Origin of the sequence: Streptomyces asoensis (genome assembly GCF_016860545.1) — a bacterium.
Classification (GTDB): domain Bacteria; phylum Actinomycetota; class Actinomycetes; order Streptomycetales; family Streptomycetaceae; genus Streptomyces; species Streptomyces asoensis.
Genome location: NZ_BNEB01000003.1, coordinates 321,258 through 344,902, shown reverse-complemented (window position 1 = coordinate 344,902; position 23,645 = coordinate 321,258). Strand labels below are relative to the sequence as shown.

Here is a 23,645-nt window from a genome sequence, read left to right as displayed (position 1 = left end):
TCGGGAAGACAGTTGAGAAACTGGCGGACGTGCAAAGTCGCGGACATTTCCAGCTGGAGTGTGAAGGGAATCGCATGGGCTCTCCGGTATTCGAGGAATTCGATCCCGGGAGCGACTGCGAATGCCCCGGATGCGTGTCGCGGCGGCGGACGGCGGTGCATTCCCCGACCGCCCCGTCCGTCGGCCGTCCGGTCGCCCATCGCGCGGTGATCGTCGCCACCGCGGCGGCCGCCGCGCTCGGCGCCGCCCACGCGGTCCCCGCCTCCGCCGCCCCGAAGGCTCCCGACCGGCCCGGCGTTCCCGCAGGTGACGAGCCCGAGACCCCGCAGGGCCGCAAGGCCCCGCTGCACGGTCCCGCGGGGCAGCCGGCCCGCCCGCAGGGAGCGGCGGGACCGGTCAGGACGCCCCCGACGACCCGGGCGGACATCATCCGCCGCGCCCGGGACTGGGTCTCGGCCGAGGTTCCTTACAGCATGAACTCCTACTGGTACGACGGTTACCGGCAGGACTGCTCGGGATTCGTCTCCATGGCCTGGAACCTTCCCGGGAACGAATGGACGGGCAGTCTCCACCAGTACGGGACGCGGATCACCAAGGAACAGCTCCAGCCGGGTGACATTCTGCTCTTCCACAATCCGACCGACCCCGAGAAAGGCTCGCACGTCGTCATTTTCGGCGGCTGGACGGACTACACCCACAGCTACTACATCGTCTACGAGCAGACCCGTCCGACCACGCGCCGGCAGGCCACTCCCTATGCCTACTGGAGCCATTCCAGTCGCTACGTCCCCTACCGCTACAAGGGCCTCACCGCAGCGGCCACGCCCGGCTCCGGCACCCAGACCGCCGCGGGTGACGGCGGCGGGAACAAGCCCGGCGCCGCGGGGGCCGCGGCGACGCCCTTCCCGGGACGGGCGGCCTTCGGGCCCGGCGCCGACAACCGGTACGTCACCCAGCTGGGGCGGCTCCTCGTCGAGCGCGGCGGCGCACGCTTCTACACCTCGGGTCCGGGCCCGAGGTGGTCGGCGTCGGACGGCTGGGCCACCGTGGCCTTCCAGCAGGCCCAGGGCTGGCGCGGCGCGGACGCCGACGGCATCCCGGGACCGAGGACCTGGGCGCTGCTGGTCTCCGGCCGGGGCAGGGACATCGCGCCCGGCTGGTCCCCGGCGACAGGCAGCGCCCCCGGCAACGGCTCCGGGACGGGAGCCGGCTCCGGTCCGGTGGCCGGTTCCGGCGGACGGCCCTCCGCCGGTGCGGGGCAGGGGGCCGGGACCGGGGCGGCCGGTTCGCCGGGTGTGCCGACCCGGCCACGCGTTCCTGCGTACCCCGGCCGGGACCGGTTCCGGCCCGGCGCGCAGAACGCGTACGTCACCCAGCTGGGAAAGCAGCTGATCAAGAAGGGGTTCGGCGGCCCCTACACGGCAGGCCCCGGTCCGCGCTGGGGCGCGGCGGACCGGCACGCGGTGGAGGCCTTCCAGCGCGCCCAGGGCTGGCGCGGCGGCACCGCGGACGGCTACCCCGGCCCCGAGACCTGGCGGCGCCTCTTCTCCTAGACCCGGTGCCGCCCGGTGCCGACGGGCACCACCCGTCACGCCCCGCTCGCGACCCGCGAACACCCACGAACGACCCGCACGCGACCCGCTCGCAGACCCCTCGGGGGAGCGGTCCGGAGCCCGGCCGGGGCTCGCCCCGGGACATCCGCCCCGCGGCCCGCCCGGGATCCGGCGGTCACCCCGATCCCCTCAGTTCACTGTCATGGCGTATCTGGCGCGGAGGCTGGAGGCACGCATGAACACGACCACGTCACACACTCCCGAGTCCGAGGGCCCGTCCAGGCCCACCCGGCTCATCCAGAACGAGCAGACCACCGAGATCCCCGTCCATCTGCTGTTCCGCGACGAGCCCGAGCCGCGGCCCGTACCGCTCGGGCCCGCCGTGGTGGGCCGTCGCGTCGGCACGGGGGAGCAGCCGAGGCTGCGCAGGCCGACGCCGGCGAAACCCCGCCCGGTGGCGCAGGTGGACCCGGACCTGGTGGAGCGGCCGGCCCGGGTGCTGCCGGGTGCGGTGGGGGTCCTCGCCGGCCTGTGCGGGGCGGCGGGCTGCGTGGCCGCCTCGTGGTGGGCGGGGGTGCTGCCGCCGCACGCGGTGCAGGTGCTGCGGCTGCCGGTGCTCGCGGGCGCCGGTCTCGGTCCGGCGCAGTGGGCGGTGTACGCGGGGGCGGGCGCGCTGGGGCTGTTCGGCTTCGGCGGTCTGGCCCGGGGGCGTACCGGACGGGCCTGGGTGCTCGGTCTGTTCGGCCGCTACCGCGGGACCGTGCGGCGCACCGGTCTGCTGTGGGTGAACCCGCTGCTGCTGCGCCGCCGGGTGGACGTACGGCTGCGGCACTGGCGCAGTGAGCCGATGCCCGCCGCCGACGGCAGCGGCGTGGCGCTGCGGGTGGTGGCGCTGGTGGTGTGGCGGGTGCGCGACACCGCGCGGGCCACGCTCGGTGTGGAGGACCACGAGGCGTATCTGCGGGAGTGCGTGGAGGCGGCCCTGGCCCGGATCCCGGTGGAGCCGTCGGGCGCCGGGCGGGGTTCGGTGGAGGCGGCGGGGGAGGCGCTGACCGGGCGGGTCGCGCTGGACGCGGGCGCGGTCGGCCTGGAGGTGTACTCGGTGCGGCCGCTGCGGATCGAGTACGCGCCCGAGGTCGCCGCCGCGATGCACCGCCGCCGGATCGCCGCGCTCGACGCGCAGCAGCGGGCGAGCATGCTGACGTCGGTCGTGGACTCGGTGGAGGACACGGTGACCCGGCTGACCATGCGCGGGTTGGTGGAACTCGACGACTACGAGCGCAAGGCGCTGGTGAAGGACCTGACGGTCGCCTTCTGTTCGGGGCGTGGGGAACAGGGGCCGTGACGGACGACACGTCGGGCCGCCGTGCCGGCGGTCCGACGTGTCGTCGATATGGACACAGCCAAGAAACGGCAATAATCTCGAACTTGGTCTAGACCTGCACGGCTCAGCTCAGTGAACTCCCCACGTTCTCCAGGAGCGGCAGCATGCGCAAAAAGACCAAGTGGTACGCGGCCGCGCTCGGCCTCACCACGGCGGGAGCCCTCGTGCTCACCACCGGGGGCGCGAGCGGACACGGCTACACCGACCTCCCCGTCAGCCGGCAGAAGGTCTGCCAGAACGGCACCGTCCCCAACTGCGGTGACATCCAGTGGGAGCCGCAGAGCGTCGAGGGGCCCAAGGGCTTCCCGGCGTCGGGGGCGGCCGACGGGCGGATCTGTTCCGCGAACAACACCCGGTTCGCCCAGCTCGACAGCCCCAGGACCCCGTCGGGCGGGGCCTGGCCGGCCACCAAGGTGAACGGCGGTCAGAGCTACACCTTCCGCTGGCAGTTCACCGCCATGCACGCCACGACCGACTTCAAGTACTACGTCACCAAGCAGGGCTGGAACCAGAACCACAACCTGGCCCGCTCCGACCTCGACCTCACCCCGTTCCTGACCGTGCCCTACGGCGGTCAGCGGCCCCCGTCCACCCTCTCGCACAGCGGCACGCTGCCGTCCGGGCTCAGCGGACGTCACATGATCGTCGCGGTGTGGACGATCGCCGACACGACCAACGCGTTCTACGCTTGTTCCGACGTCACGTTCTGAACGCCGGTGTCCCGGACGCATCGGTGCCCCGGGCGGGCCTCCGTGTCCCGGACACCCGTGTTCTGAGCATCGCTTGAGCTCCTCCGGACCCGGGCGCGGGTACGTTTCCGCACACCGGCCGACCAGGCCGGTACCAGGACCCGGGGGAGTCGATGGAAGCGTTCTTCTATGCCGTGCCGGCGGTGATGATCGCCGGCCTGCTGTGCGGCGCGGCCGGGCTGGTGCGCCGTGCGCGGCGGACCGCCCGGGCGTGGCGCGGCGGCCTCGTCGCACAGGCGCGCTGTCTGCGCTCGTACACGACGGTCAGCGGCGGCGGCGACACCGTGGTCGGCACGACCCTGCACCACGTCTACGAGTTCACCACCCGCGAGGGCCGGGCCGTCCGCTTCGAGGAGGCGCACGGCCCGGCGACGACCCTCGAAGGCGACGTCGTCGCCGTGCACTACGCGGCCGGGCGCCCGGAGGAGGCCACGGCGCGGGTGCCCGCGCGCGGCCGGCTCCTCGCCGAGTCGGGGTTCCTGCTGCTGTTCCTGTGCGCGGGCATCGCCCTCTGCGTCCTCTTCATGGTCACCGTCCACGCGATGTCCGCCGGGCCGGACGGGTTCCTGCCGTAGGGCTCCACATCTGACGACTCGTCAATTACCGTGCGCGGCCATGGAGTCCGTCGCCGAACTCGTGGCGGGCCGGTGGGGCGACCACCGGCCCGGGCTGTGGTGCCAGAACCCTGTGAGCCGTGAGGACGACGTCCTCACCCATCACCAGGTCGCCGCAGGCGCCGCCGCCCGGGCGGCCCTGCTGGCCGACCTGCTGCCGTCCGACGGCCCGCCGCACCTGGCGGTCCTGCTGGACAACACCCCGGAGTTCCCGCTCTGGCTGTCGGCCGCCGCCCTCGCCGGCGCGGCCGTCGCCGGGATCAATCCCACCCGGCGGGGAGCCGAACTGGCCCGGGACGTCCTGCACACCGAGTGCCGTGTGCTGATCACCGAGCACGCCCACCTCCCCCTCCTCGCGGACCTCGGCCTGCCCTGGGGGTCCCCCGGCCCGGGTGCGGACCGGCGCGGGCGGATCCGGCTGCTGGTCACCGGCACCCCGGAGTACGAAGAGCTGCTCGCCCCGTACGCCGGCGCCCGCCCGGACCCCTCGCGGGCCACCCCCGCAGACCGGCTCCTGCTCTACTTCACCTCCGGCTCGACCGGCGCCCCCAAGGCCGCGATCTGCACCCAGGGCCGCCTGGCCGCCGCCGGGCGTTCGCTGGCCGGACAGTTCTCCGTTCGCCGGGACGACGTCCACTACGTCTGCATGCCGATGTTCCACGGCAACGCGGTGATCGCCGACTGGGCACCCGCCCTGGTGGCCGGGGCCGGGGTCGCCCTGCGGCGGCGGTTCTCGGCGTCGGGGTTCCTGGCGGACGTCCGGCGCTACCGGGCGACGTACTTCACCTACGTGGGCCGGGCGATCCAGTACGTCCTGGCCACCGAGCCGCGCCCCGACGACCGGGACCACCCGCTGCGGCTCGGCTTCGGCACCGAGGCGGGGGCGGTGGACGCGGCCGCCTTCGAGTGCCGCTTCGGGGTGCGGCTGGTGGAGGGGTACGGCTCCTCGGAGGGCGGGGCGGCGGTGCAGTGGTCGCCGGGGACCCCCGCGGGCGCGGTCGGACGGGCGGGGCCGGGCCTCGTCGTCCTCGACCGGGAGACGCGCGAGGAGTGCCCGCCGGCCGAGTTCGACGCGGCCGGACGCCTCCTGAACGGTGAGCGGGCGATCGGGGAGCTGGTCAACCGGGGCCCCAACCCCTTCGAGGGCTACTGGCGCAACCCGCGGGCGGAGGCGGAGCGGCGGCGCGAGGACGGGGCCTACTGGACCGGCGACCTCTTCTGCCGCGACCGCGACGGCTACCTCTACTTCGCCGGCCGCACCGACGACCGGCTCCGCGTCGACGGCGAGAACCTGGCCGCCGCGATGATCGAGAACATCCTCGCCCGGTACGAGGGGACGGCCGCCGTGGCCGTCTACGCGGTGCCGGACCCGGTGACCGGGGACCAGGTGATGGCCGCGCTCGCCGGGACCTTCGACCCTTCCGGGTTCGCCGCGTTCCTCGGCGCCCAGCCCGACCTGGGGACGAAGATGGCGCCCCGCTTCGTGCGGGTGCTGGAGCGGATGCCCGTCACCGCCACCAACAAGATCCACCGGGCGCGGCTGCGGCAGGAGGGGGTGCGCTGCGCCGACCCGGTGTGGTGGTGCCCGCCGGGTGGGACGGCCTACCGGGAACTGACGGAGGCGGACGCCGAGGCCGCCGGGGGCGAGGGCGGGGGAACGCCGAAGGGCCCCTCGTCTTCACGAGAGGCCCTTCACCGGTGCGCCGCCAGGGACTCGAACCCCGGACCCGCTGATTAAGAGTCAGCTGCTCTAACCAACTGAGCTAGCGGCGCATGACTCCCGCCCTCCGCCTTCGGCGGCTGGCGACGGAGAAAATACTACCTGGTCCGCGGGGGTGCTCCGGACCATTTCGGGGGCGCTGCCGGACCGCCCGTCGGGGGCGCCGCTAGATCGCGAGCGACAGCAGGACGGGTGCCGCGTTCCTGTTCAGGGTCTCGGCAGCCTGGCGGAGCCGGTGGGCGTGCTCGACGGGCAGGGAGAGGGCCAGGCAGCCCGCCGTGGCGCCGGCGGTGATCGGGACGGCCGCGCAGACCGTGCCGATCGCGTACTCCTGGAGGTCGAGGACCGGGACCGTGGGCGGCTGCGCCTCCAGCCGGGACAGCAGCAGCTTGTCGCTGGTGATGGTGCGGGAGGTGAGCCTGGCCATCTTGTGCCGGGAGAGGTGGTCGCGCCGGCCGTTGTGGTCGAGCTGGCCGAGCAGGCTCTTGCCGAGCGCGGTGGCGTGGGCGCAGGAGCGGAAGTCGACCCACTCGTTGACCGACGGGGTGGCGGGGCCGTCGGCGTACTGGGTGATCGTGACCTCGCCGTCGACGTACCGGCTCACGTAGACGGCGGCGCCGACACAGTCGCGGAGCCGGTCGAGGGTGTGCCGGAGCTGGTCGCGCAAGGCCTGCTCGCGCAGGTGGGCGGAGGCGAGGCGGGTCAGGGCCTCTCCCGTGACGTACGCCCCGTCGGCGAGCTGCTCGACGTATCCCTCCCGGCGCAGCATGCGCAGGAGGGGGGTCAGCCGCTCGGGGGTGAGGCCGCTCTCGCGGGCCAGCCCGGCGTCGGTGACCCCGGCGGAGTGGCGGGCCACGGTCTCCAGGACCCGCAGCGCCTCCTGGGCCGAGTGGTACGGCGCGGTCGGCTCGACCCTCATGACGGCTCACCTCGCATCGTGGTGCAGGGCGTGAGCGCCACGGTTCCCCCCTGGTCGCTTCATGGCCGTGATCCCTGATCCTGGCAGTGAATCGCTTCCACGATAGCGGCCAAGGGAGCCGCGACGAGAGGTTGTTGACGAGAATATGGTCCGGCCCCGGCCCCCTCAGCTGCGGCGCCGACCCGCAGGCATATGCCTCCGGCAGGACCCGGCGCCGGGACCTGGGAACCTGAGCGGTGCTCACCTCCCGGAGCCCGGCGCGCAGCCGCCCGGACTCCGGGAAAGTCCCGGACACCCCCTAGAGCACCGCGCTCAGGAACTCCCGGGTGCGCTCCTGTTCCGGCGAGCCGAAGATCTGCTCCGGCGGGCCCGCCTCGACGACCCGGCCCGCGTCGAACATCAGGACCTGGTCGGAGATGTCCCGGGCGAAGTTCATCTCGTGGGTCACGCAGAGCATCGTGATGTCGGTGGAGCGGGCGATGTCCCGCAGGACGTCCAGGACGCCCGCGACGAGCTCGGGGTCCAGCGCCGAGGTGACCTCGTCCAGGAGCAGGATCTGCGGCCGCATCGCCAGCGCCCGGGCGATCGCCACCCGCTGCTGCTGCCCGCCCGACAGCCGGGACGGCTTCGCGTCGCACTTGTCGGCCAGGCCCACCAGGTCCAGCAGCTCGCGCGCCCTCGCCTCCGCCTCGTCCTTGGACAGGCCGAGCACGGTGACCGGCGCCTCCGTGAGGTTTCTGAGCACGCTCATGTTCGGGAACAGGTTGAACTGCTGGAACACCATCCCGATCTTCTTGCGGACCTCGCGGACCTGCTTCTCCGGCGCCGGGAACAGCCGCTGCCCGTCGACGGTGATGGTGCCCTCGTCGGGCTTGGCCAGGGTCATCAGCAGCCGCAGGATCGTGGTCTTGCCGGACCCCGACGGGCCGATGAGGGTGACGTGCTTGCCGGGCTGCACGGAGAAGTCCAGATGGTCGAGGACGGTGTTGTCCCCGAACCGCTTGGTGACCCCCTCCAGCCGGATCAGCTCGGAGCTCTCGGGGGTGCCGGACGGCTGCTTCAGGGTTTCAACGGACAAGGCGTCGCTCCAAGGTGCGCAGAAGGAAGGAGGCGAGGGCGGAGATGACGATGAAGGCCACGCCGATCACCGTGAGGGGCTCGGTGAACCGGAAGTGCTCCTGGGAGAAGAGCCGGGCCCGGCCGAGCATCTCCAGCACGGTGATCGCCATGAGCAGCGGCGTGTCCTTGAGCATCGAGATGACGTAGTTGCCGAGCGCCGGCACGACCCGGCGGACCGCCTGCGGCAGGATCACCGCACGCCAGGTCCGGGCCTTCGACAGGTTCAGCGCGGTAGCCGCCTCCCACTGACCGGCCGGCACCGCCTCGATACCGGCCCGGTAGACCTGCATCGTGTACGTCGAGTAGTGCAGCCCGATCGCGAGCACCCCGGTGGCCATCGCCGACAGGGTCAGTCCCCACTCGGGCAGCACGTAGAAGAGGAAGAACAGCTGCACCAGCAGCGGCGTGTCCCGGACGAACTCGGTCACGATCCCGACCGGCCACTGCACCCACCGCGTGGGGGTCCGCATCAGCAGCGCCCACACCAGCCCCAGCGTGAACGAGATCAGCGATCCCAGGACCAGCGCCTGGAGGGTGACGAGCAGCCCCTCCCGGAACAAGGGCATGAAGTCGCGGACGGCGTTCCAGTCCCAGTTCATCGCACACCCGCCTTCAGATGGTTCTCGAGACCGCGCATCACCCGGGTGAGCAGGAACGCGATCACGAAGTAGATGAGCAGGACGTAGGTGTAGATCTCCGCGCTCTCCTGGAGCGCGAGGCGCACCAGGTTGCCGCTGAAGGCCAGGTCGCCCATGCCCATGACGGACACCAGGGCCGTGCCCTTGAGCAGCTCGACCAGGAGGTTGGAGAACGGCGGGATCATCTCCGGCACCGCCTGCGGCAGCAGGATCTTGCGCAGCCGCTGCCCGGACGTGAAGCCGAGCGCGATGCCGCCCTCCCGCTGCGCCGGGTCGACGGCCAGCAGCCCGCCGCGCACGATCTCCGAGCCGTACGCGCCGTACGTGAGGCCGAGCGCGAGCGTGCCCGCCCACATCGGCACCAACTGCCAGCCGAAGGCGGGCGGCAGCACGAAGAACACCCAGAAGATCATCACGAGGGCCGAGGTCCCGCGGAACACCTCGGTGTAGAAGCCCGCCAGGAAGCGCACGATCCACAGCCGGTGCGTGCGCGCGATCCCGACGGCGAAGGAGACGGCCGCGCCCAGCGCGGCGCTGAACACCAGCAGCTGCACGGTCGTCCAGATCCCCTTGAGGACGAGTTCCCAGAGTCCCGATGTCATCCGCCGCACAGCTCCTTCGCGGTCAGGTCGGTCATCTCGGCCTCGGTGAAGCCGAAGGGCCGCAGGATCCGGAACAGCTCGCCGCTCTTCTTCAGCTTGCGCAGCTCGACGTTGAAGGCGTCGCGCAGCTTCGTCTCGGTCGGCCGGAAGGCGAACCCGCCCCCGTCGACATGCGGCTTGCCGCCGACGAGCGGGGCGAACGGCTTGGTCGCCTCTGCCTTGGAGGACTTCTTCACGACCTCACGGGCGGTGAGGGCGGTACCGGCGAAGACGTCGACCCGCCCCGCCTCGACGGCGTTCAGCCCGGCCACCTGGTCCGGCACGATCAGCATGTCGCTCTGCCGGTACCCCGCCTCGACCGCGTACTGGATCTCGGCGTACCCGGTCCCGGTGGCGAACCTCGCGCCCTTCTCCACCACGTCCTGGTAGGTGTGCAACCCCTTCGGGTTCCCCTTGCGGACGATGAAAGCGTCCAGCATCTGGTAGTCCGGGTCGGCGAATATGACCTGCTCGCAGCGGTCGGGGTTGATGTACATCCCGGCGGCCACGACATCGAACTGCTGGGAGCCGAGTCCCGGGACGAGGGAGCCGAACTCCGTGGGCACGGGCTGTACCCGGTCGACCCCGAGGCGCTTGAACACCACCTCGGCCAGTTCGGGCGCCTCCCCGGTCAGCCGGCCGTCCCGGTCGATGTACCCGAAGGGGATCTCCCCCGCTATCCCGAGCCGTACGACGCCCTGGGCCCGCAGTCTGTCCAGCAGGTCCCCGCCCGGCGCGGTCGAGGCGGTCGCCACCCGTGAGCAGCCCGCGGCGCCGAGCGTGCCGAGCGCCGCCACCCCCGCGAGCAGCGATCGGCGTGTGGTTCCTGTCGTGTGTGTGCGCTGACTGAATCTGGTCGGTGGAGCCATGGCGGCGCGGCTACCCAGGACCATTCGTCGTATGCGCCGCGCACCGCGGGCTGCACACGACCGCCCCGAGGTCTCCCCGGCACGCTCGCGCGGGGCACGTCCGGGGCGGGGACGTCAGTGTCCGGGAACGTACCCGCGCTCCTTGTCGACCACGTTCTTCAGCGGCCGGCCCGCCGCCCAGCGTTCGAACAGGTCGACGAACTGCGCGCCGAGCTCGTCCCACCGGCCGACGGTGTCACCGCTCATGTGGGGCGAGATCAGCAGCCCCGGGACCCGCCACAGCGGGCTGTCCGGCGGCAGGGGCTCCTCGGTGAGGACGTCGAGCGCGGCGCCCGCGATCCACCGCCGTTCCAGGGCCCGTACCAGCGCGTCCTCGTCGACCAGCGGGCCGCGGCCCACGTTCACGAACCGGGCCGAGGGCTGCATCACCCCGAACCGCCGGGTGTCGAACATGCCCCGCGTCGCGTCGGTGAGCGGCGCGGCGGCGATCACCCAGTCGGCGCGCGCGAGGAGGCGGTCCAGGTCCTGGGGCCCGTGGATGCCGGTGCGCGGGACGCGGCCGACGACGGCCGCGGTCACGCCGAGCGCCTTCAGCGTCCGGGCGATCGCCCGTCCGATCGGCCCGGACCCGACGACGACGGCCCGGGTCCCGGCCACCCGCGCCCCCTCCCGGTGCCGCCACTCGCCCTGCCGCTGCGACTCCCAGGTCCGGGGGAGGTCCTTGGCCATCGCCAGGACCAGGGCGGCGACGTACTCGGCGATCGGCTCCTCGAAGATCCCGCGCGCGTTCGTCACCACCGTCCCGGACGCGGTCAGCTCCGGACAGAGCAGGTGGTCCACGCCCGCGCTCGCCGTGTGCACCCAGCCGGGACGCGGTCCCGCGCCGGGCCAGGCGGCGCGCACGGCACGCGAGGTGAAGTCCCAGACCAGCAGGACGTCCGCCTCCGGCAGCCGGGCGGCGAGCGAGGCCTCGTCGGTGTGCAGCACCCGGACCCGCCCGGTGAGGCGGCCGAGCCGGGGGAGGGGATCGGCGTCGAGCACGAGGAGCGTGGGCAGGTGTGCGGGGCCGACGGCCATCCGGTGCCCCCTATGTGCGTGACCAGGTGCCTGACGTGCGCGGATCGCCCACGTTCGCACCCGGACCGACCGCCGTCAACACGCCCGGCCGGATGCCGGGTTGCGGGGCCGCCCCGCCGTCGCGGCGGCGCCCGCGGGGGCGGGGGCCTTTCTCGGCCAACCAGGTGACCGTGTGGGCGGTGTCGCGCCGACCGGGTATCCGAGCGGTGGGACCGTGACAAGCGCCGCCGCCGGAGCACCGCCCGCGGGCCCCGGGCGGCGCGGGAGCACCGGCGGGCGTGTGGCAGCCGGGCTGCCGGACACCCGGACGGTTCGGGAACCGCCCGTACCGCAGGAGCCCCCGGTCCTGCCGGAAGAAGAGCAGCAGCAGGAAGGCTGGACATGACCGCACTCGGTTTTCTCTACCCGGGCCACTCGGCCGAGGACGACTACCCCCGTATCGAGCAGCTCCTGGGCAGCGACGTCCGGTTGGACCTGGTCCACACGGACCTCGGGGAGGACTCGCACCGGGTCGACGTACTGCGGCAGATGGGGGACCCCGAGGGGCTGACGAAGGGCGTCGAGCAGTTGCGGCTGGCGGGGGCCGAGGCGATCGTGTGGGCCTGCACCAGCGGCGGCTTCGTGCACGGCTGGGAGGGCGCCCAGGAACAGGTGCGCACGCTGGCCACCACCGCCGGCATGGCGGCCTCCTCGACCTCCTTCGCCTTCGTGCACGCGGCCCGCGAGATCGGGGCCCGGCGGGTCGCCGTCGCCGCGGCCTACCCCGACGACGTCGCCGGCCTGTTCGGTGGGTTCCTGCGGGCCGGCGGTCTGGAGGTGACCGGCGTGCACAGCGCCCCGGCCGCAACGGCGGCCGAGGTCGCCGCCTGGGAGGAGGCGCAGGTCACCGCGCTGGCGAGGGCGGCCGACGCGCCCGACGCCGACGCGGTCCTGATCCCTCACACCGCCCTGCACACGGCCGCCTGTCTGCCCGCCCTGGAGAAGGAGCTCGGCAAGCCGGTCCTCACGGCCAACCAGGTCACGGTCTGGGAGGCCCTGCGGCTGGCGGACCGCCGCGTGAACGCGCCGAGCCTGGGCACCCTGTTCACCCGGGAGCCGATCGTGCAGGTCTGACCGGCCCCCGGGTCCGGTGCCCCCGGGCGGGGCGGCCGGGCCCCGCCGGGAACAAACGGGGACACCCTCCTGTTGTGCTGCGCAGGACAGTACGCGCCGACGAGCAGGAGGACCCCCGTGGCGGCAGACGAGACGGCGAGCGATGTGACGGCGGCGGCCGGCGACGGGATCCGGGCCGCGGCCCGGGGCAGCGCTCCGGCGCCGCTGTCCGTACTGGACCTGGTCACCGTCGGCTCCGGCCGGACCGCCACCGACGCCCTGCGCACCAGCGTCGAGCTCGCCAAGTACACCGAGTCGCGCGGCTTCCACCGCTACTGGGTCGCCGAGCACCACTCGATGCCGGGTGTCGCCTCCTCCTCGCCCGCGGTGATCCTCGCCCACCTCGCCGCCCACACCGACCGCATCCGCCTCGGCTCGGGCGGTGTGATGCTGCCCAACCACGCGCCCCTGGTCGTCGCCGAGCAGTTCGGCACCCTGGAGGCGCTGGCGCCCCGCCGGGTCGACCTGGGTCTCGGCCGCGCCCCGGGGACGGACGGCGCCACGGCCGCCGCCCTGCGCCGCACCGCGACCCTGCACGAGGGCGCCGACGACTTCCCCGAGCAGCTCGCCGAACTGGTCCGCTTTCTGGACGACGACTTCCCCGACGGCCACCGCTACAGCCGGATCCACGCCATCCCCGGCCCCGTCCAGGGCACGTCGCCCGGCGGGGTGCAGTCGTCGCACCGGCCGCCCGTCTGGCTGCTCGGCTCCTCCGGCTTCAGCGCCCGGCTGGCCGGCATGCTCGGTCTGCCCTTCGCGTTCGCGCACCACTTCTCCGCGCAGAACACCGTCCCGGCCCTCGACCTGTACCGGGAGTCCTTCCGGCCGTCCGCGGTGCTCGCCGAGCCGTACGCCCTGATCGGTGTCTCCGTGCTCGCCGTCGACGAGGAACGCGAGGCCCGCCGCCAGGTGCTGGCCACCGGCCTCAACATGATCCGGCTGCGCGGCGGCCGCCCCGGTCTCTTCCCCTCTCCCGAGGAGGCCGAGGCGCACGAGTTCAGCCCGCTGGAGCGGGAGTTCGTCGATTCCTGGGGAGCGAACATCATCCACGGCACGGCCGACGAGGTCCGCACCGGTCTCGACGACCTCCACAAGCGCACCGGAGCCGACGAGTTGATGCTCACCAGCCACGCCCACCGCGGTGAGCTGCGGCTGCGCTCCTACGAACTGATCGCGGACGCCTACGGGTTGCCGACGGCGTAGGTCTCGCTCCCGGACTCGGTTCCGGACTCTGTTCCGGACTCGGTCCCGAGCAGCTCGGAGATGCGGTCGGGCGGCACCGGACGGGAGTACAGCCACCCCTGCCCGGTGTCGCAGCCGATGCTGCGCAGCCGGGTCGCCTGCGCGGAGGTCTCCACGCACTCGGCGGTGACGGTCAGCCCCAGCCGGTGCGCGAGGGCGATCATCGCCTCGACGACGACCTGGTCGGCGGGGTTCGGCGGTGCCCCCGCGCCCTCGTACTGGAAGCCGCGCACGAAGGACCCGTCGAGCTTGAGCACGGACACCGGCAGCCGGCTCAGATAGGCGAGGTTGGAGTAGCCGGTGCCGAAGTCGTCGATGGCGATGCCCACCCCCATGTCGCTGAGCGCCTGGAGGGCCTGGAGCGGCCGTCCCGCCGAGCCCATCACGGCCGACTCGGTCAGTTCCAGCTGGAGCAGGTGCGGCGCGAGCCCGGTCTCGGCGAGGATCTCCGCCACGTCCGCCACCAGGTCGGAGTCCCACACCTGACGCACCGCCACGTTGACGCTGACGAACAGCGGCGGATAGTCCGGATTGTCCGTCTGCCACTGCCGGGCCTGCCGGCAGGCGGTGGCCAGAACCCATCGGCCGAGCGGCACGATCGAGCCGTCCTCCTCGGCCAGCGCGACGAACCGATTCGGCGACAGCAGGCCGAAGCGGGGGTGGTCCCAGCGCACCAGCGCCTCCACCCCGCGCAGCCTGCCGTCCGACATGCCGACCAGCGGCTGGTAGTCGAGGCGGAACTCGCCGCGCTCGATGGCGGGGCGCAGCGTGGAGGCCAGGGCCTGCCGGGTCATCAGATGGGCGTTGCGCTCGGGGTCGAACAGCGTCCAGCGGTCCTTGCCGTCCACCTTCGCCCAGTACAGGGTCGTGTCGGCGGCCTGCATCAGACCGGTCGCCGTGGTGCCGGCCGCGTGGCGCTCCACCACACCGATGGACGCGGACACGTTCAGCCGGTGTCCGGCCAGGTCGATGGGGGCCTGGAGCGCCTTGAGCACGGACTCGGCGAGGTCCGCGAGCTGCTCGGTGCCGGTGGAGTCCTCCACCAGCAGGGCGAACTCGTCACCGCCGAGCCGGGCCACCAGCGGCACGCTCGGCCGGGTCCGCCCGGCCTCCTCGGCGCACTCCGTCAGCCGGTCGGCGACGGCGGCCAGCAGCAGGTCGCCGACCCGGTGGCCGAGGGTGTCGTTGACCGCCTTGAAGCCGTCCAGGTCCAGGTAGCACAGGCCGATCCGGCCGGTCCCGCTCTGCTCGTACACCTCCGTCTCCAGCGCCGCGGACACCCGCTCGAAGAACAGGGTCCGGTTGGGCAGCCGGGTCACCGGATCGTGCATCTGGAGGTGGCGCAGCCGCGCCTGGAGGTCACGGTGGGCGCTGACGTCGGCGACGGACAGCAGGACGGCGCCGGGCGTTCCCCCGTCGAGCGGGGAGACGGTGACCTGCGCCCACAGGGAGCGCCCGTCGGGCAGCTTCAGGCGCCGGGTGCAGCGCAGCTTCGCCTGCCGGCCGCGCAGCACCTCGCGGTAGGCGTGCCAGGTGCGGGGGTCGGAGGCCAGGTCCAGCAGTTCGGCGGCGACCCGTCCGGCCGGGCCGGCGTCCGCGACGCCGAGCAGGACGCCGAGCGCGTCGTTGGCGTCGACGATCCGGCCCTCGCCGTCGACCACCGCCATGGCCAGGGGTGCCGCCGCGAAGGCGGAGCGGTAGGCCGCAGGCCAAAGCACCGGGGCTCCGCTTTCCGTACCATGGATGTCACTCTCTGTGACGGCTGACCGGTCGAGGTCTGCCGCGGGCGTCGACCCTTCGGACGTTCCGCTCACCGCTCGCTCCCGCAGTGCACTCGATCGCTGTCCGTGCAGGAAAGTCTGCCGATCATAGAGGCTGCCCCCGGACCCGCGCAGCCACTGCCCAGTGTCCCCGAACAACCGGCCTTTCTGACAGATCGTTTCTGCCCGCACCTGGCCCGGTTCTGCGGGGGGACGACCGCTTGTGACGTTCCGTGAGAATTCCGGGGGTGTCGAGGTGATGCCCGCTTTCGGGCTCCTCACTCGTCTGGGGCAGACAAACAGGGCGTAGTACGACAAATTCACACAGGCTGGGTGGCGGTGTCCCGTGAACCGCCTTCCGGAGGTCCCTGTGCCGCGACTGCCGCGACGTCCGCGACTGCTCCCGCGCCCCCGACTGCGCAGCGGCGCGGCCGTGTTCACCACCCTTTCGGCGCTGGTCGCGAACTCGCTCGTCAGTGGACCCTCGGTGGCCGAGCCCTTCTCCGCCGCCCCGTGCGCCCTGGCCCGCACCACCGCCCACCACTCGGAGGGGGTGGACACCTGGAACAGCGCCTATGTGCGCCCCACCCGCACCCTCGACGCGGTGATGGTCTTCCTGTCCTTCCCCGACTGGACGCCGATGACCTCCCCCGGCGAGCTCGCCGCCGACCACTTCCCGGCGACCGACCGCTTCTTCCGGCAGGCGTCCTACAACCGGTTCAGCCTGAAGGCGCATCCGCTGAAGCGCTGGATCCGCATGCCGAAGCCGTCCACGTCCTACGCCATACAGCGCGACTGGAACCCCCGCAGCCGGGCCGCCTACCTGCGCGACGCGCTGGCCGCCGCCGACCCGCACGTCGACTTCTCCCGCTACGACGTCGTCTACTTCGTGGCCGACCCGGACGCGCCGGGCGTCGACTCCGACGCCACCAAGGTCGTCAACCTGGACACCCCGCTGCACGCCGACGGCGCCGACATCCGCCGGGTCGTCACCGTCTTCGAGCAGCACCCCCCGGACCGTCTCGTCCTCGCCCACGAGACCGGTCACGTCTTCGACCTGCCCGACCTCTACCACCGTCCCGCAGACGGCAAGGGCGACTGGGACACCTATGTCGGCGACTGGGACCTGATGGGCAGCCAGTTCGGCCTCGCCCCCGACCTGTTCGCCTGGCACAAGTGGAAGCTCGGCTGGCTGGAACCGCGCCAGGTGGTCTGCGTACGGGGCCCGGGACCGACCCGGCTGACGATGGAGCCGCTGGGCGCCGGACCCGGCGGCCCCGCCACCCGGGCCGCCGGGGCGCCGGCCTTCGGACTGGGCAACGGCGTCAAGCTCGCCGTGGTGCGCACCGGCCCCGACGGCGCGCTCGCCTTCGAGGTGCGAAGCCCCGCCGGGAACGACCGGGCGGCCTGCCGCAGCGGTGTCCTCGTCTACCGCATCAGCAGCGGCGCCCGGTCCGGCCGGGGCCCGGTCGAGGTGATCGACGCCCACCCCCGTACCGAGGCCTGCTGGGAGAACTCCGTCTATCCACCGCTCGCGGACGCCCCCGTCGCCCTCGGCGAGACCTTCACGGTGCCCGGCAGCGGGGTACGCGTGGACGTGGAGGGGCGCACGCCGTCGGGGGAGTGGACGGTGCGGATCACACCCGGGACGAAGCTCTGACCGAGGCCGCGGCGCGAGCGCGGCGCGGTCGTGTTGCGGGAGAACGACGAGGGGCCTTGACCGCGTTTCCGCGGTCAAGGCCCCTCGTCGTTGTCGTGCGCCGCCAGGGACTCGAACCCCGGACCCGCTGATTAAGAGTCAGCTGCTCTAACCAACTGAGCTAGCGGCGCCTGCTGACGTCGTAGACCTTAGCATCCTGATCCTGGGGAGGAGAAATCGAAATCCGCACCGCTGAACGGGCCGCCCGCACGGCCGCCCACAGCAGGATCTCCGGGCCCGGCAGCCAGGGGTGACGGGTGTCCGGGGCGACCAGCCAGCGCGTCGACGCGCCGCCGGGCGCGGGGGTGAGGGCGGGCACGGTCACCGCGTCGCCCGTGCCGTGGCACAGCAGCGGCGGCACCGTCGCGGTACGGCCGTCGCGTCGGCCCTCGGCGCTCCACTCCTCCCACTCCAGCAGGGAGGGCAGCCGCTGCGCGGTGCCGGGCGCCGCGAACAGCAGTGTCCGGCCGCGGAACGCCGCCACGGGCCCCGAGCCGGGCCCGTCGCCCCACAGCCGGTCGAGCATCAGCCGCCCGAACACCGCCGGCGCGCTGACGACGTCGAACGCGGAGCCGCAGGGCAGCACCACCGGTGCGTCGGGCCGCTCCCGCCAGTGGGCGAGCGTGCTGCGCGGATACGTCCCGGCGGAGGCCAGCCAGGCGGCACCGTCCGGGGTGACACCGAGGGGTTCGTCGTCGCATGCGCTGCTCATACCGCCAGGTGTACCGGGTGTGAACGACCGATCTCACAGGGTTGCCGGAAACCGGGACGGGAGGGACGGAAGAGGGGTATCTTGCCCGCCCGGCATATGCCATCCGAACGGCCGCACGGGCGGGTCCCGGGCAGGGTCTCCGGTTCGGACGGACCGGCTCAGACGGGGTCGGCGTGGCCGCGTCCCTCGGTGCCACCCCGCAGCAGATCGCGGCCGAACTCGACCATCTTCTTCGCGTAGTCCTCGGTCCACTCGGCGCGTTCGCCGATGTCCGCGGCGGTCAGCCGGTCGAAGCGGCGCGGGTCGGCGAGCTGGGCCGCCGCCATGGCCTGGAACTCCACCGCCCGGTCGGCCGCCGCCCGGAAGGCGAGCGCCAGCTCCGTCGCCCGGGTGAGCAACGCGGCCGGATCGTCTATCGACTCCAGGTCGAAGAAGTGCTCCGGATCACCGGCCGCCTCGGCGGGCTCGAAGAGCAGGGGCGCGGGGCGTAGCCGCGGTTCGTTCCGACGCGGCGTGGGCTCCGCCATGTCTTCTCCTCCTCGTACGGTTCGGATGACGCCACGGCCGTGGCGCCGGTGGAGTGGACCACCCTCCATTGTCCCCCGATGGCGCAAGGCCCACTCCGCCCCGCACTCTCAAGCCTCCCGGCGCCCCCGGTGTTCCCGTCGGGTTCGAACGCCCCGGCCTCCCGCCCGCGCCAAGGGATCAGGGCGTGGATCGGGGCAGGGATCAGGGGCGCCAGGGCACGCGGTGTTCCGCGAGGTGGGCCAGGACCGCGTGGTTCGCCTCCCAGCCGTCCGGGAACTTCACGAGGGTTCCCAGCTGGACCGGCTCCGTCGACGGGTAGGCGTCGAGCAGGTCGCCCACGCCCGCCCGGCACACCACCACGCACGCGTGCCGGTGACGGGAGGCCAGGACGCACAGACGGCCCGTCTCCAGATGGAAGGCGGTGGCGTCGGGCCGGCCGGAGAGTGGGTGCAGCACGACCGTGACGTCGAACTCCATGCCCTGGAGCCGGTTCGCCGTGTCCACGGTCACGTCCACGACACCCAGGTCCGCCAGTGCCGCCCGCACGGCCGCCGCCTGGTCGCGGTGCGCCGTGCCCACGGCGACCCGGCCGGCGGTCAGCGGCGCCGGATCGGCGGAGAGCTCCGAGACGGCGGCGCCGCCCCGGTCCAGCAGCCGCCGCACGACCGTGGCGACGGCCCGCACGGCCTCCGGGTCCGTCCGGGGCGTGTGCCGGGCGGGCAGCTCCAGCAGGCCCCAGCCCGACCGCGCCGCCTCGTCGATCACCCGGTCGGTGCCCGAACCGTCCGAGGGCACGGCGAAGGACAGCCGCCGGTCGCCGTGCCCGGTGCCGCTGCGGAACGGGGTGTACGGGTAGAACGCGTCGGAGACCAGGGGCGCCGCCGACGCCGGGAGCCGCCAGGACACCGGCAGCCGGTGCTGGGGCAGGTCGGGGTTGTGTGCGAGCAGGGTGCTCACCGCCGACGCCGACGGGTCGTACGACAGCCCCGCCCACTGCTCGCCGCCGACGATCGAGAACGGGTCCAGCTGTCCGGGGTCGCCCACGAACAGCGCCCGCTCGAACAGCCCGGCCACGGCCAGCAGACCGTCCGACCGCATCTGGTACGCCTCGTCCACGATCGCGTGCCGCCACGGCTCGTCGACCTTCACGTGCGCCCACTTGGCGGCGGTGGAGATCACCACCGGCAGCCCCGCCAGATCGCCCGCCTTCGCCGACTTCCTGACCTGGGGAAGCTCGTCGAGGACCGTGTCGTACGGGTCGCTGTCGCTGCTGTGCAGCCGGCCCACCGGCAGCCCGGGGTTCTTCGCGGCGAGCCGCACGACCAGGTCGTCGACCTGCGCGTTGGTCTGCGCGACCACCATCAACGGCCGCCCGGCTTCCGCCAGTTCCAGCGCCGCGCGCACGACGAGCGTGGACTTCCCGGCGCCCGGCGGGGAGTCGACCACCACCCCGCGCGCGGTGCCGTGCAGCGTGTCGCGCAGGATCGCGTCGGTGGCGCGGGTGGCGGCGGTACCGGGGTCGACGGCGGCCTCGGTGGTCACAGGACGTCCTCCTGGGTGACGGAATCGGGGGCCTCGGGCACCTGCTCGCCCGGCGGCCCGCCGTGCGTCCACGGCGTGTTCTCCGGGTCGGGCAGCTTCGCGCCGCCGCGCTGCTCGTGCTCGAAGAGGGTGAAGCAGAGCCGGTCGCCCTTCTCGGGCACGGACCCCGCCTCGGGTTCCTTGCCCCGGCCCATCCGGTCGACGATCCGCAGCACGACGAGGTCCTCCGCCGCCCGCTCCACGACCTCCGCCGCCTGCGGCTTGCCGCCCAGCGACCGGTACGCCCTGGCCCGCTCCGCGAGATGCGGCCGGTCGTCCGTCCGTACGGTGACCAGCGGGCGCGGACTCGGCCGCTTGCTCTCGCTGTAGGCCATGACGACGTCGACGACCTCCCCGGCGAACGCCTCCCCGGCCAGTCTGCGCCCCGCCATCACCAGCGGGTCGTCGAGCGCCTCCTGCGCCTCCAGCCGGGCCTGTTCCCGCTCCCGGGTGGCGAGCTTGTTGGCGGCGGTGACCGCGTCGTCCCGCCGCGGCTGCGGCGGCTCCCCGGCGACGACCCGGTCGCGGTGGCCCGTGAACGACCAGCGGTCGCGGGTCCAGCGCTCCTCGACATGCGCGGCCTCGGGCAGCTCGTGCAGCAGGTCCAGGCCCTGCCACACCTTCTCCCAGGTGGGGAGCGTCCGGCTCAGCACCAGTTCGCGGATCTCCCGCTCCGCCGCCGTGAGCGCGCCGAGCCGGTCGTCGGCCTCGAGGCCGTCCTCGGCGGCGGCCAGGGCGGTACGCGCGCGGTCGTAGCGCTCGATGGCCGGGGCGAGCAGTCTGTTGTCGAAGGCCGGGTCGGTCGCCGGTCCGGCCGGCGGGCACCACAACTGGCCGTCGGCCCCCCGGGCCAGTTCCGCCCGCAGGGCCGCCTGATCGCCCCGCTCGCCCGGCGGCGGCGCGATCCAGGCGAGCTGGGCCCCCAGATGCTGGTCCTCCAGGCTGGACTGCCCGGTCGCCCAGTGCAGCCCCAGGAGCTCCGTCATCGCCGCCAGCAGCGAGGAGCCGGGCACCCGCGCGCGCTCCCCGAAGTGGGTCAGCCACCGGCCCAGCAACGGCACCCGCGGGGGCGCGGGATACGGCGTCTCGGGGTCCTGCTCCGCCGTGCGCCGAAAGCGCATGGAGCGGCCCAGGAGCCGTACGAACTCGACGCCCGCCCTGCTCGGCACGATCAGCTGGGGCGCGTCGGCGCAGAGCTCGACCTCGACCTTGACGCGCCGTCCGGTCTCCGGGTCGGTCTCGTTGCGTTCGGCGGTCTCGACGGCTTCGGCGCAGGAGTCCACGTAGGGCAGGACCACGTCGGCGAGCTCGGCGAGGAACGCGAACCGCAGGTCCCGGTCGCGCGGCTGCGGCACGACGAGCAGCCGCGGCGCCCGACGGTCGGTGCCGACCAGCGCGCCCAGCGGGGCGCCGGCCTCGCCCGCGGTGGTCAGCGGGACGAACACCAGCGGCCGCTCGGACAGATGCCGGTGCCGGACGGTGGCGGTGGGCTGGGCGCGGCCGGTGGTGACGGCCTCGAGACGGGCGAGGGTGGTGATCAGCGACACATCGTCCCCAGGGCCTCGGCGCGCAGTTCCGCGGCCCGGCGCAGGGCGGCCACCGCCGGATCCCGCGGGTCGCCGCTCTCGCCGCGGGCCGCGGCCAGGACGTCCTCGACGGTCGTCAGCCCGCCCAGGTCGGCCCGCACGGAACGGCCCAGGGAGGTGACCGCGCCGGCCGTGCGTGCGCGGGCGCGGCAGTGGAAGGCCAGTTCGCAGGCGGCGAGGCACTCGGGCGCGTACACCGCCGGAACCGCCTCGACGGCCGCCGTGAGCTGCTCGGCGGGCAGCTCGGGGGAGAAGCAGACGCCCTCGGGGAGGGCGTCGGCGATGTCCTGGACCCGGGTGAGGCGGGCCAGCTGGCGGCGGGTGACCGCACGCTGTTTGCGCACGTCCACGGCGGAGGCGGTGGGCAGGTTGGAGAAGTCCTTGGGGCAGACCAGCAGGACGCGGTGGTGTACCCGCGGGGCCGGGTCGAGGCGGGCGGCGATCTCCTCGAGGGCCAGTACGTAGACCGCGGACTGGCGGGCGGCCGCGCCGACCTTCGCCGGGTCGGCCGCTCCGTCGAGCATCGGGAAGGACTTGATCTCCACGACGGTCCAGCTGCCGTCGGGGTGCACCACGACCGCGTCGGGTTCGAGGAAGGCGGGGGAGCCCGCGACTTCCAGCGCGATCATCGGATGGTCCAGCAGCGTCCAGGTGCCGGCCGCCGCGGTGGCCTCGCGCAGGGCCAGCGCGGTGCGGGCGGTCCGGCCCTCGGGGCCGATCGCGGACAGGTCCGGTACGGCCGCCGCGGCGGGCGGTGCGGCGCCGGGGTCAAGCCGCTCGTGCACCAGCCGCAGCAGCTCCGCGCCGCCGTCCTTCTTCACCTTCGCCTCGAACGCGTTGCCCCGCGTGAGGGCGAACTGCGACTGGCCGAAGGCCGACGGTGAGCCGAGCGCGTCCGCGAGCGTCGCCTTGTCCACCCCGGCGCCGTCGAGGATCGCGCGCCGCTCGCAGCCGGGGTTCGCGGCCAGGGCCGCGAGGGCACGGGCGTCCAGCGCCTTGGCCGGGGTGCCGGGACCGCGCAGCTCAGCGAGCCGCTGCCGGAGCGCCGTCCCCCGCGTCCGAGGGGGTGGCACCCGGTTCGGCTCCGGGGCCGAACGGTGACTCGCGCTGCCGTGGAATTCGCTCACCCGTCGAAGTCTGGCATCCGCCACTGACAATCGGGGCCGACGGTCCCGTGGAGGCCGCCGCGACCAGGGGGACGCGGGCCGCGAAGTACCGCCGGGCGCGGTCCGCGCCGCGCATCACCAGGGGTGTCAGCAGCAGGCCCACGCCCATCACGGCCGCGCCCGCGACCGCGTCGAGGAAGTAGTGGTTGGCGGTGCCCATCACCACGAGGGTCGTGATCAGCGGGTAGAGGACGCCCGCCGTCCTCGCCGTGCGCGTGCCGCCGTGGCGCCAGAGCATGACGCCGCACCACAGGGCCCAGCCGACGTGCAGGCTGGGCATGGCCGCGTACTGGTTGGTCATGCCGCCCATGCCGCGCGGCGCGCTCGCCTCGCCGCCCCACCAGCCGTACGAGCTGTACTGGGCCATGGTGTCCACGAAGCCGTGGCCGGCCGACAGCAGCCGGGGCGGGCAGGTGGGCAGCAGCGTGAAGCCGATGAGGCCGATGAACGTGGACGTCATCAGCCAGGTGCGGGCCGCCCGGTAGAGCGCGGTCCGGGACCGGAACAGCCAGACCAGGATCACAGGGGTCACGAGGTAGTGCAGCGACGCGTACCAGAAGTCGGCGGGCACGCCTATCCAGGCCTGCGTCCGGAACAGCCGGTTCAGCGGGTGCTCCGCGTTGATGTGCAGGAACTTCTCGACGCGCAGGATCGCCAGGCCGTGGTCCACGGCGGTGGTGACGTCGCCCCGCGCGAGCAGCCGGCCCGCGGAGTAGCACGCGTACACGAGCACGAGCAGGGGCAGCTCGGTCCACCAGCGCAGCCGTGCCCGCGGGGCCGCCTCGGTGCCTGGTGTCTCGGTCTGCGGCATCCGATCGCCTCCCCCTTCGTGTCGCTGTGTCGTCGCTGCTGCGCCGATGGCGCGGGACGGGCCACTTTACGGCGTGGGCGCGCGCCGGTTCGGGGCGCCCCGGCTCTCAAAGACGCTGAGATCGC

Annotated in this window: 20 protein-coding genes, 2 tRNA genes and 1 pseudogene; 8 read left to right on the top strand and 15 right to left on the bottom strand. The window is 73.5% G+C overall.

Going from position 1 to position 23,645, the window contains the following annotated elements; genetic code table 11:
• The first annotated feature begins 74 nt into the window (after positions 1-74).
• The 5 genes and pseudogenes from Saso_RS14285 to Saso_RS14265 all read left to right on the top strand — a co-directional run bounded on the left by Saso_RS14285 (position 75) and on the right by Saso_RS14265 (position 6,034).
• Entirely contained in the window at positions 75-1,553 is a 1,479-nt protein-coding gene (locus Saso_RS14285; protein ID WP_189918214.1) for a peptidoglycan-binding protein, read from the top strand.
• A 235-nt stretch (positions 1,554-1,788) separates the two neighbouring features.
• Positions 1,789-2,898 (top strand): SPFH domain-containing protein, encoded by a 1,110-nt coding sequence (locus Saso_RS14280; protein ID WP_189918213.1) that lies wholly within the window; start codon positions 1,789-1,791, stop codon positions 2,896-2,898.
• Positions 2,899-3,041: 143 nt separating this feature from the next.
• Complete coding sequence (locus Saso_RS14275; RefSeq protein WP_189918211.1) at positions 3,042-3,647, top strand: lytic polysaccharide monooxygenase auxiliary activity family 9 protein; 606 nt, start codon at positions 3,042-3,044, stop codon at positions 3,645-3,647.
• Positions 3,648-3,799: 152 nt separating this feature from the next.
• The gene (locus Saso_RS14270) at positions 3,800-4,261 is read left to right on the top strand and encodes a DUF3592 domain-containing protein (protein ID WP_189918209.1); all 462 of its coding nucleotides are present in this window, start codon (positions 3,800-3,802) and stop codon (positions 4,259-4,261) included.
• Between the two features lie 40 nt (positions 4,262-4,301).
• Positions 4,302-6,034, top strand: a pseudogene (locus tag Saso_RS14265) (AMP-binding protein).
• Here Saso_RS14265 and Saso_RS14260 read toward each other — a convergent pair.
• From Saso_RS14260 to Saso_RS14230, 7 genes are all read right to left on the bottom strand, one after another.
• Positions 6,000-6,073 (bottom strand) — tRNA-Lys (locus Saso_RS14260). The pseudogene Saso_RS14265 and the gene Saso_RS14260 sit on opposite strands and share 35 nt — an antisense overlap.
• A gap of 113 nt (positions 6,074-6,186) precedes the next feature.
• On the bottom strand, positions 6,187-6,939 hold the full coding sequence (locus Saso_RS14255; RefSeq protein ID WP_189918207.1) for an IclR family transcriptional regulator: 753 nt from the start codon (positions 6,937-6,939) through the stop codon (positions 6,187-6,189).
• Positions 6,940-7,237: 298 nt separating this feature from the next.
• The gene (gene ehuA, locus Saso_RS14250; protein ID WP_189918205.1) at positions 7,238-8,017 is read right to left on the bottom strand and encodes an ectoine/hydroxyectoine ABC transporter ATP-binding protein EhuA; all 780 of its coding nucleotides are present in this window, start codon (positions 8,015-8,017) and stop codon (positions 7,238-7,240) included.
• Complete coding sequence (ehuD, locus tag Saso_RS14245; RefSeq protein ID WP_189918203.1) at positions 8,007-8,657, bottom strand: ectoine/hydroxyectoine ABC transporter permease subunit EhuD; 651 nt, start codon at positions 8,655-8,657, stop codon at positions 8,007-8,009. Before ehuD ends, ehuA begins: the two co-directional genes overlap by 11 nt.
• Positions 8,654-9,298: an ectoine/hydroxyectoine ABC transporter permease subunit EhuC gene (gene ehuC / locus Saso_RS14240; protein WP_189918201.1), complete on the bottom strand. Its 645-nt coding sequence runs from the start codon at positions 9,296-9,298 to the stop codon at positions 8,654-8,656. The genes ehuD and ehuC overlap by 4 nt, the downstream gene beginning before the upstream one ends.
• On the bottom strand, positions 9,295-10,206 hold the full coding sequence (ehuB, locus tag Saso_RS14235) for an ectoine/hydroxyectoine ABC transporter substrate-binding protein EhuB (protein ID WP_229901039.1): 912 nt from the start codon (positions 10,204-10,206) through the stop codon (positions 9,295-9,297). Before ehuB ends, ehuC begins: the two co-directional genes overlap by 4 nt.
• 114 nt (positions 10,207-10,320) lie before the next feature.
• Complete coding sequence (locus tag Saso_RS14230) at positions 10,321-11,283, bottom strand: D-2-hydroxyacid dehydrogenase (RefSeq protein WP_189918197.1); 963 nt, start codon at positions 11,281-11,283, stop codon at positions 10,321-10,323.
• A gap of 381 nt (positions 11,284-11,664) precedes the next feature.
• Here Saso_RS14230 and Saso_RS14225 point away from each other — a divergent pair, with 381 nt between their 5' ends.
• Together Saso_RS14225 and Saso_RS14220 are read left to right on the top strand one after the other, a co-directional pair.
• Positions 11,665-12,396 carry a maleate cis-trans isomerase family protein gene (locus Saso_RS14225; RefSeq protein WP_189918195.1) on the top strand — a complete coding sequence of 244 codons (732 nt, stop codon included), beginning with the start codon at positions 11,665-11,667 and terminating at the stop codon, positions 12,394-12,396.
• Positions 12,397-12,513: 117 nt separating this feature from the next.
• A complete protein-coding gene (locus Saso_RS14220; RefSeq protein ID WP_372442437.1) occupies positions 12,514-13,638 on the top strand; it encodes an LLM class flavin-dependent oxidoreductase in 1,125 nt (374 codons plus the stop codon).
• On the opposite strand, the gene Saso_RS14215 is transcribed toward Saso_RS14220, so the two are convergent.
• Positions 13,617-15,491: a putative bifunctional diguanylate cyclase/phosphodiesterase gene (locus tag Saso_RS14215; protein WP_229901038.1), complete on the bottom strand. Its 1,875-nt coding sequence runs from the start codon at positions 15,489-15,491 to the stop codon at positions 13,617-13,619. The two genes, Saso_RS14220 and Saso_RS14215, sit on opposite strands and share 22 nt — an antisense overlap.
• Before the next feature lie 316 nt (positions 15,492-15,807).
• On the opposite strand from Saso_RS14215, the gene Saso_RS14210 reads away from it, so the two are divergent.
• A complete protein-coding gene (locus Saso_RS14210; protein WP_230426621.1) occupies positions 15,808-17,097 on the top strand; it encodes a M6 family metalloprotease domain-containing protein in 1,290 nt (429 codons plus the stop codon).
• Positions 17,098-17,193: 96 nt separating this feature from the next.
• On the opposite strand, the gene Saso_RS14205 is transcribed toward Saso_RS14210, so the two are convergent.
• The 7 genes from Saso_RS14205 to Saso_RS14175 all read right to left on the bottom strand — a co-directional run bounded on the left by Saso_RS14205 (position 17,194) and on the right by Saso_RS14175 (position 23,520).
• Positions 17,194-17,267: transfer RNA gene (locus tag Saso_RS14205), tRNA-Lys, on the bottom strand.
• Positions 17,258-17,848, bottom strand: coding sequence for a bifunctional DNA primase/polymerase (locus Saso_RS14200; protein WP_189918191.1), 591 nt, complete (start codon positions 17,846-17,848; stop codon positions 17,258-17,260). The genes Saso_RS14205 and Saso_RS14200 overlap by 10 nt, the downstream gene beginning before the upstream one ends.
• 158 nt (positions 17,849-18,006) lie before the next feature.
• A complete protein-coding gene (locus Saso_RS14195) occupies positions 18,007-18,375 on the bottom strand; it encodes a hypothetical protein (protein ID WP_189918189.1) in 369 nt (122 codons plus the stop codon).
• A 202-nt stretch (positions 18,376-18,577) separates the two neighbouring features.
• On the bottom strand, positions 18,578-19,918 hold the full coding sequence (locus tag Saso_RS14190; RefSeq protein ID WP_189918187.1) for an AAA family ATPase: 1,341 nt from the start codon (positions 19,916-19,918) through the stop codon (positions 18,578-18,580).
• Positions 19,915-21,504 carry a hypothetical protein gene (locus tag Saso_RS14185; RefSeq protein ID WP_189918185.1) on the bottom strand — a complete coding sequence of 530 codons (1,590 nt, stop codon included), beginning with the start codon at positions 21,502-21,504 and terminating at the stop codon, positions 19,915-19,917. The genes Saso_RS14190 and Saso_RS14185 overlap by 4 nt, the downstream gene beginning before the upstream one ends.
• Positions 21,495-22,616, bottom strand: a complete 1,122-nt coding sequence (locus Saso_RS14180) for a hypothetical protein (RefSeq protein ID WP_189918184.1) — start codon at positions 22,614-22,616, stop codon at positions 21,495-21,497. The genes Saso_RS14185 and Saso_RS14180 overlap by 10 nt, the downstream gene beginning before the upstream one ends.
• Positions 22,567-23,520, bottom strand: a complete 954-nt coding sequence (locus Saso_RS14175) for a phosphatase PAP2 family protein (protein WP_189918182.1) — start codon at positions 23,518-23,520, stop codon at positions 22,567-22,569. The genes Saso_RS14180 and Saso_RS14175 overlap by 50 nt, the downstream gene beginning before the upstream one ends.
• Positions 23,521-23,645 lie beyond the last annotated feature (125 nt).

Excerpts from the sequence above, each read along its gene's own strand:
- Saso_RS14195 (WP_189918189.1), bottom strand. The coding sequence starts at position 18,375 with ATGGCGGAGCCCACGCCGCGTCGGAACGAACCGCGGCTACGCCCCGCG.
- ehuC (WP_189918201.1), bottom strand. The coding sequence starts at position 9,298 with ATGACATCGGGACTCTGGGAACTCGTCCTCAAGGGGATCTGGACGACC.
- Saso_RS14225 (WP_189918195.1), top strand. The coding sequence starts at position 11,665 with ATGACCGCACTCGGTTTTCTCTACCCGGGCCACTCGGCCGAGGACGAC.
- Saso_RS14275 (WP_189918211.1), top strand. The coding sequence starts at position 3,042 with ATGCGCAAAAAGACCAAGTGGTACGCGGCCGCGCTCGGCCTCACCACG.
- Saso_RS14175 (WP_189918182.1), bottom strand. The coding sequence starts at position 23,520 with ATGCCGCAGACCGAGACACCAGGCACCGAGGCGGCCCCGCGGGCACGG.
- Saso_RS14230 (WP_189918197.1), bottom strand. The coding sequence starts at position 11,283 with ATGGCCGTCGGCCCCGCACACCTGCCCACGCTCCTCGTGCTCGACGCC.
- Saso_RS14270 (WP_189918209.1), top strand. The coding sequence starts at position 3,800 with ATGGAAGCGTTCTTCTATGCCGTGCCGGCGGTGATGATCGCCGGCCTG.
- Saso_RS14255 (WP_189918207.1), bottom strand. The coding sequence starts at position 6,939 with ATGAGGGTCGAGCCGACCGCGCCGTACCACTCGGCCCAGGAGGCGCTG.
- Saso_RS14280 (WP_189918213.1), top strand. The coding sequence starts at position 1,789 with ATGAACACGACCACGTCACACACTCCCGAGTCCGAGGGCCCGTCCAGG.
- ehuB (WP_229901039.1), bottom strand. The coding sequence starts at position 10,206 with ATGGCTCCACCGACCAGATTCAGTCAGCGCACACACACGACAGGAACC.
- ehuD (WP_189918203.1), bottom strand. The coding sequence starts at position 8,657 with ATGAACTGGGACTGGAACGCCGTCCGCGACTTCATGCCCTTGTTCCGG.
- Saso_RS14200 (WP_189918191.1), bottom strand. The coding sequence starts at position 17,848 with ATGAGCAGCGCATGCGACGACGAACCCCTCGGTGTCACCCCGGACGGT.
- Saso_RS14285 (WP_189918214.1), top strand. The coding sequence starts at position 75 with ATGGGCTCTCCGGTATTCGAGGAATTCGATCCCGGGAGCGACTGCGAA.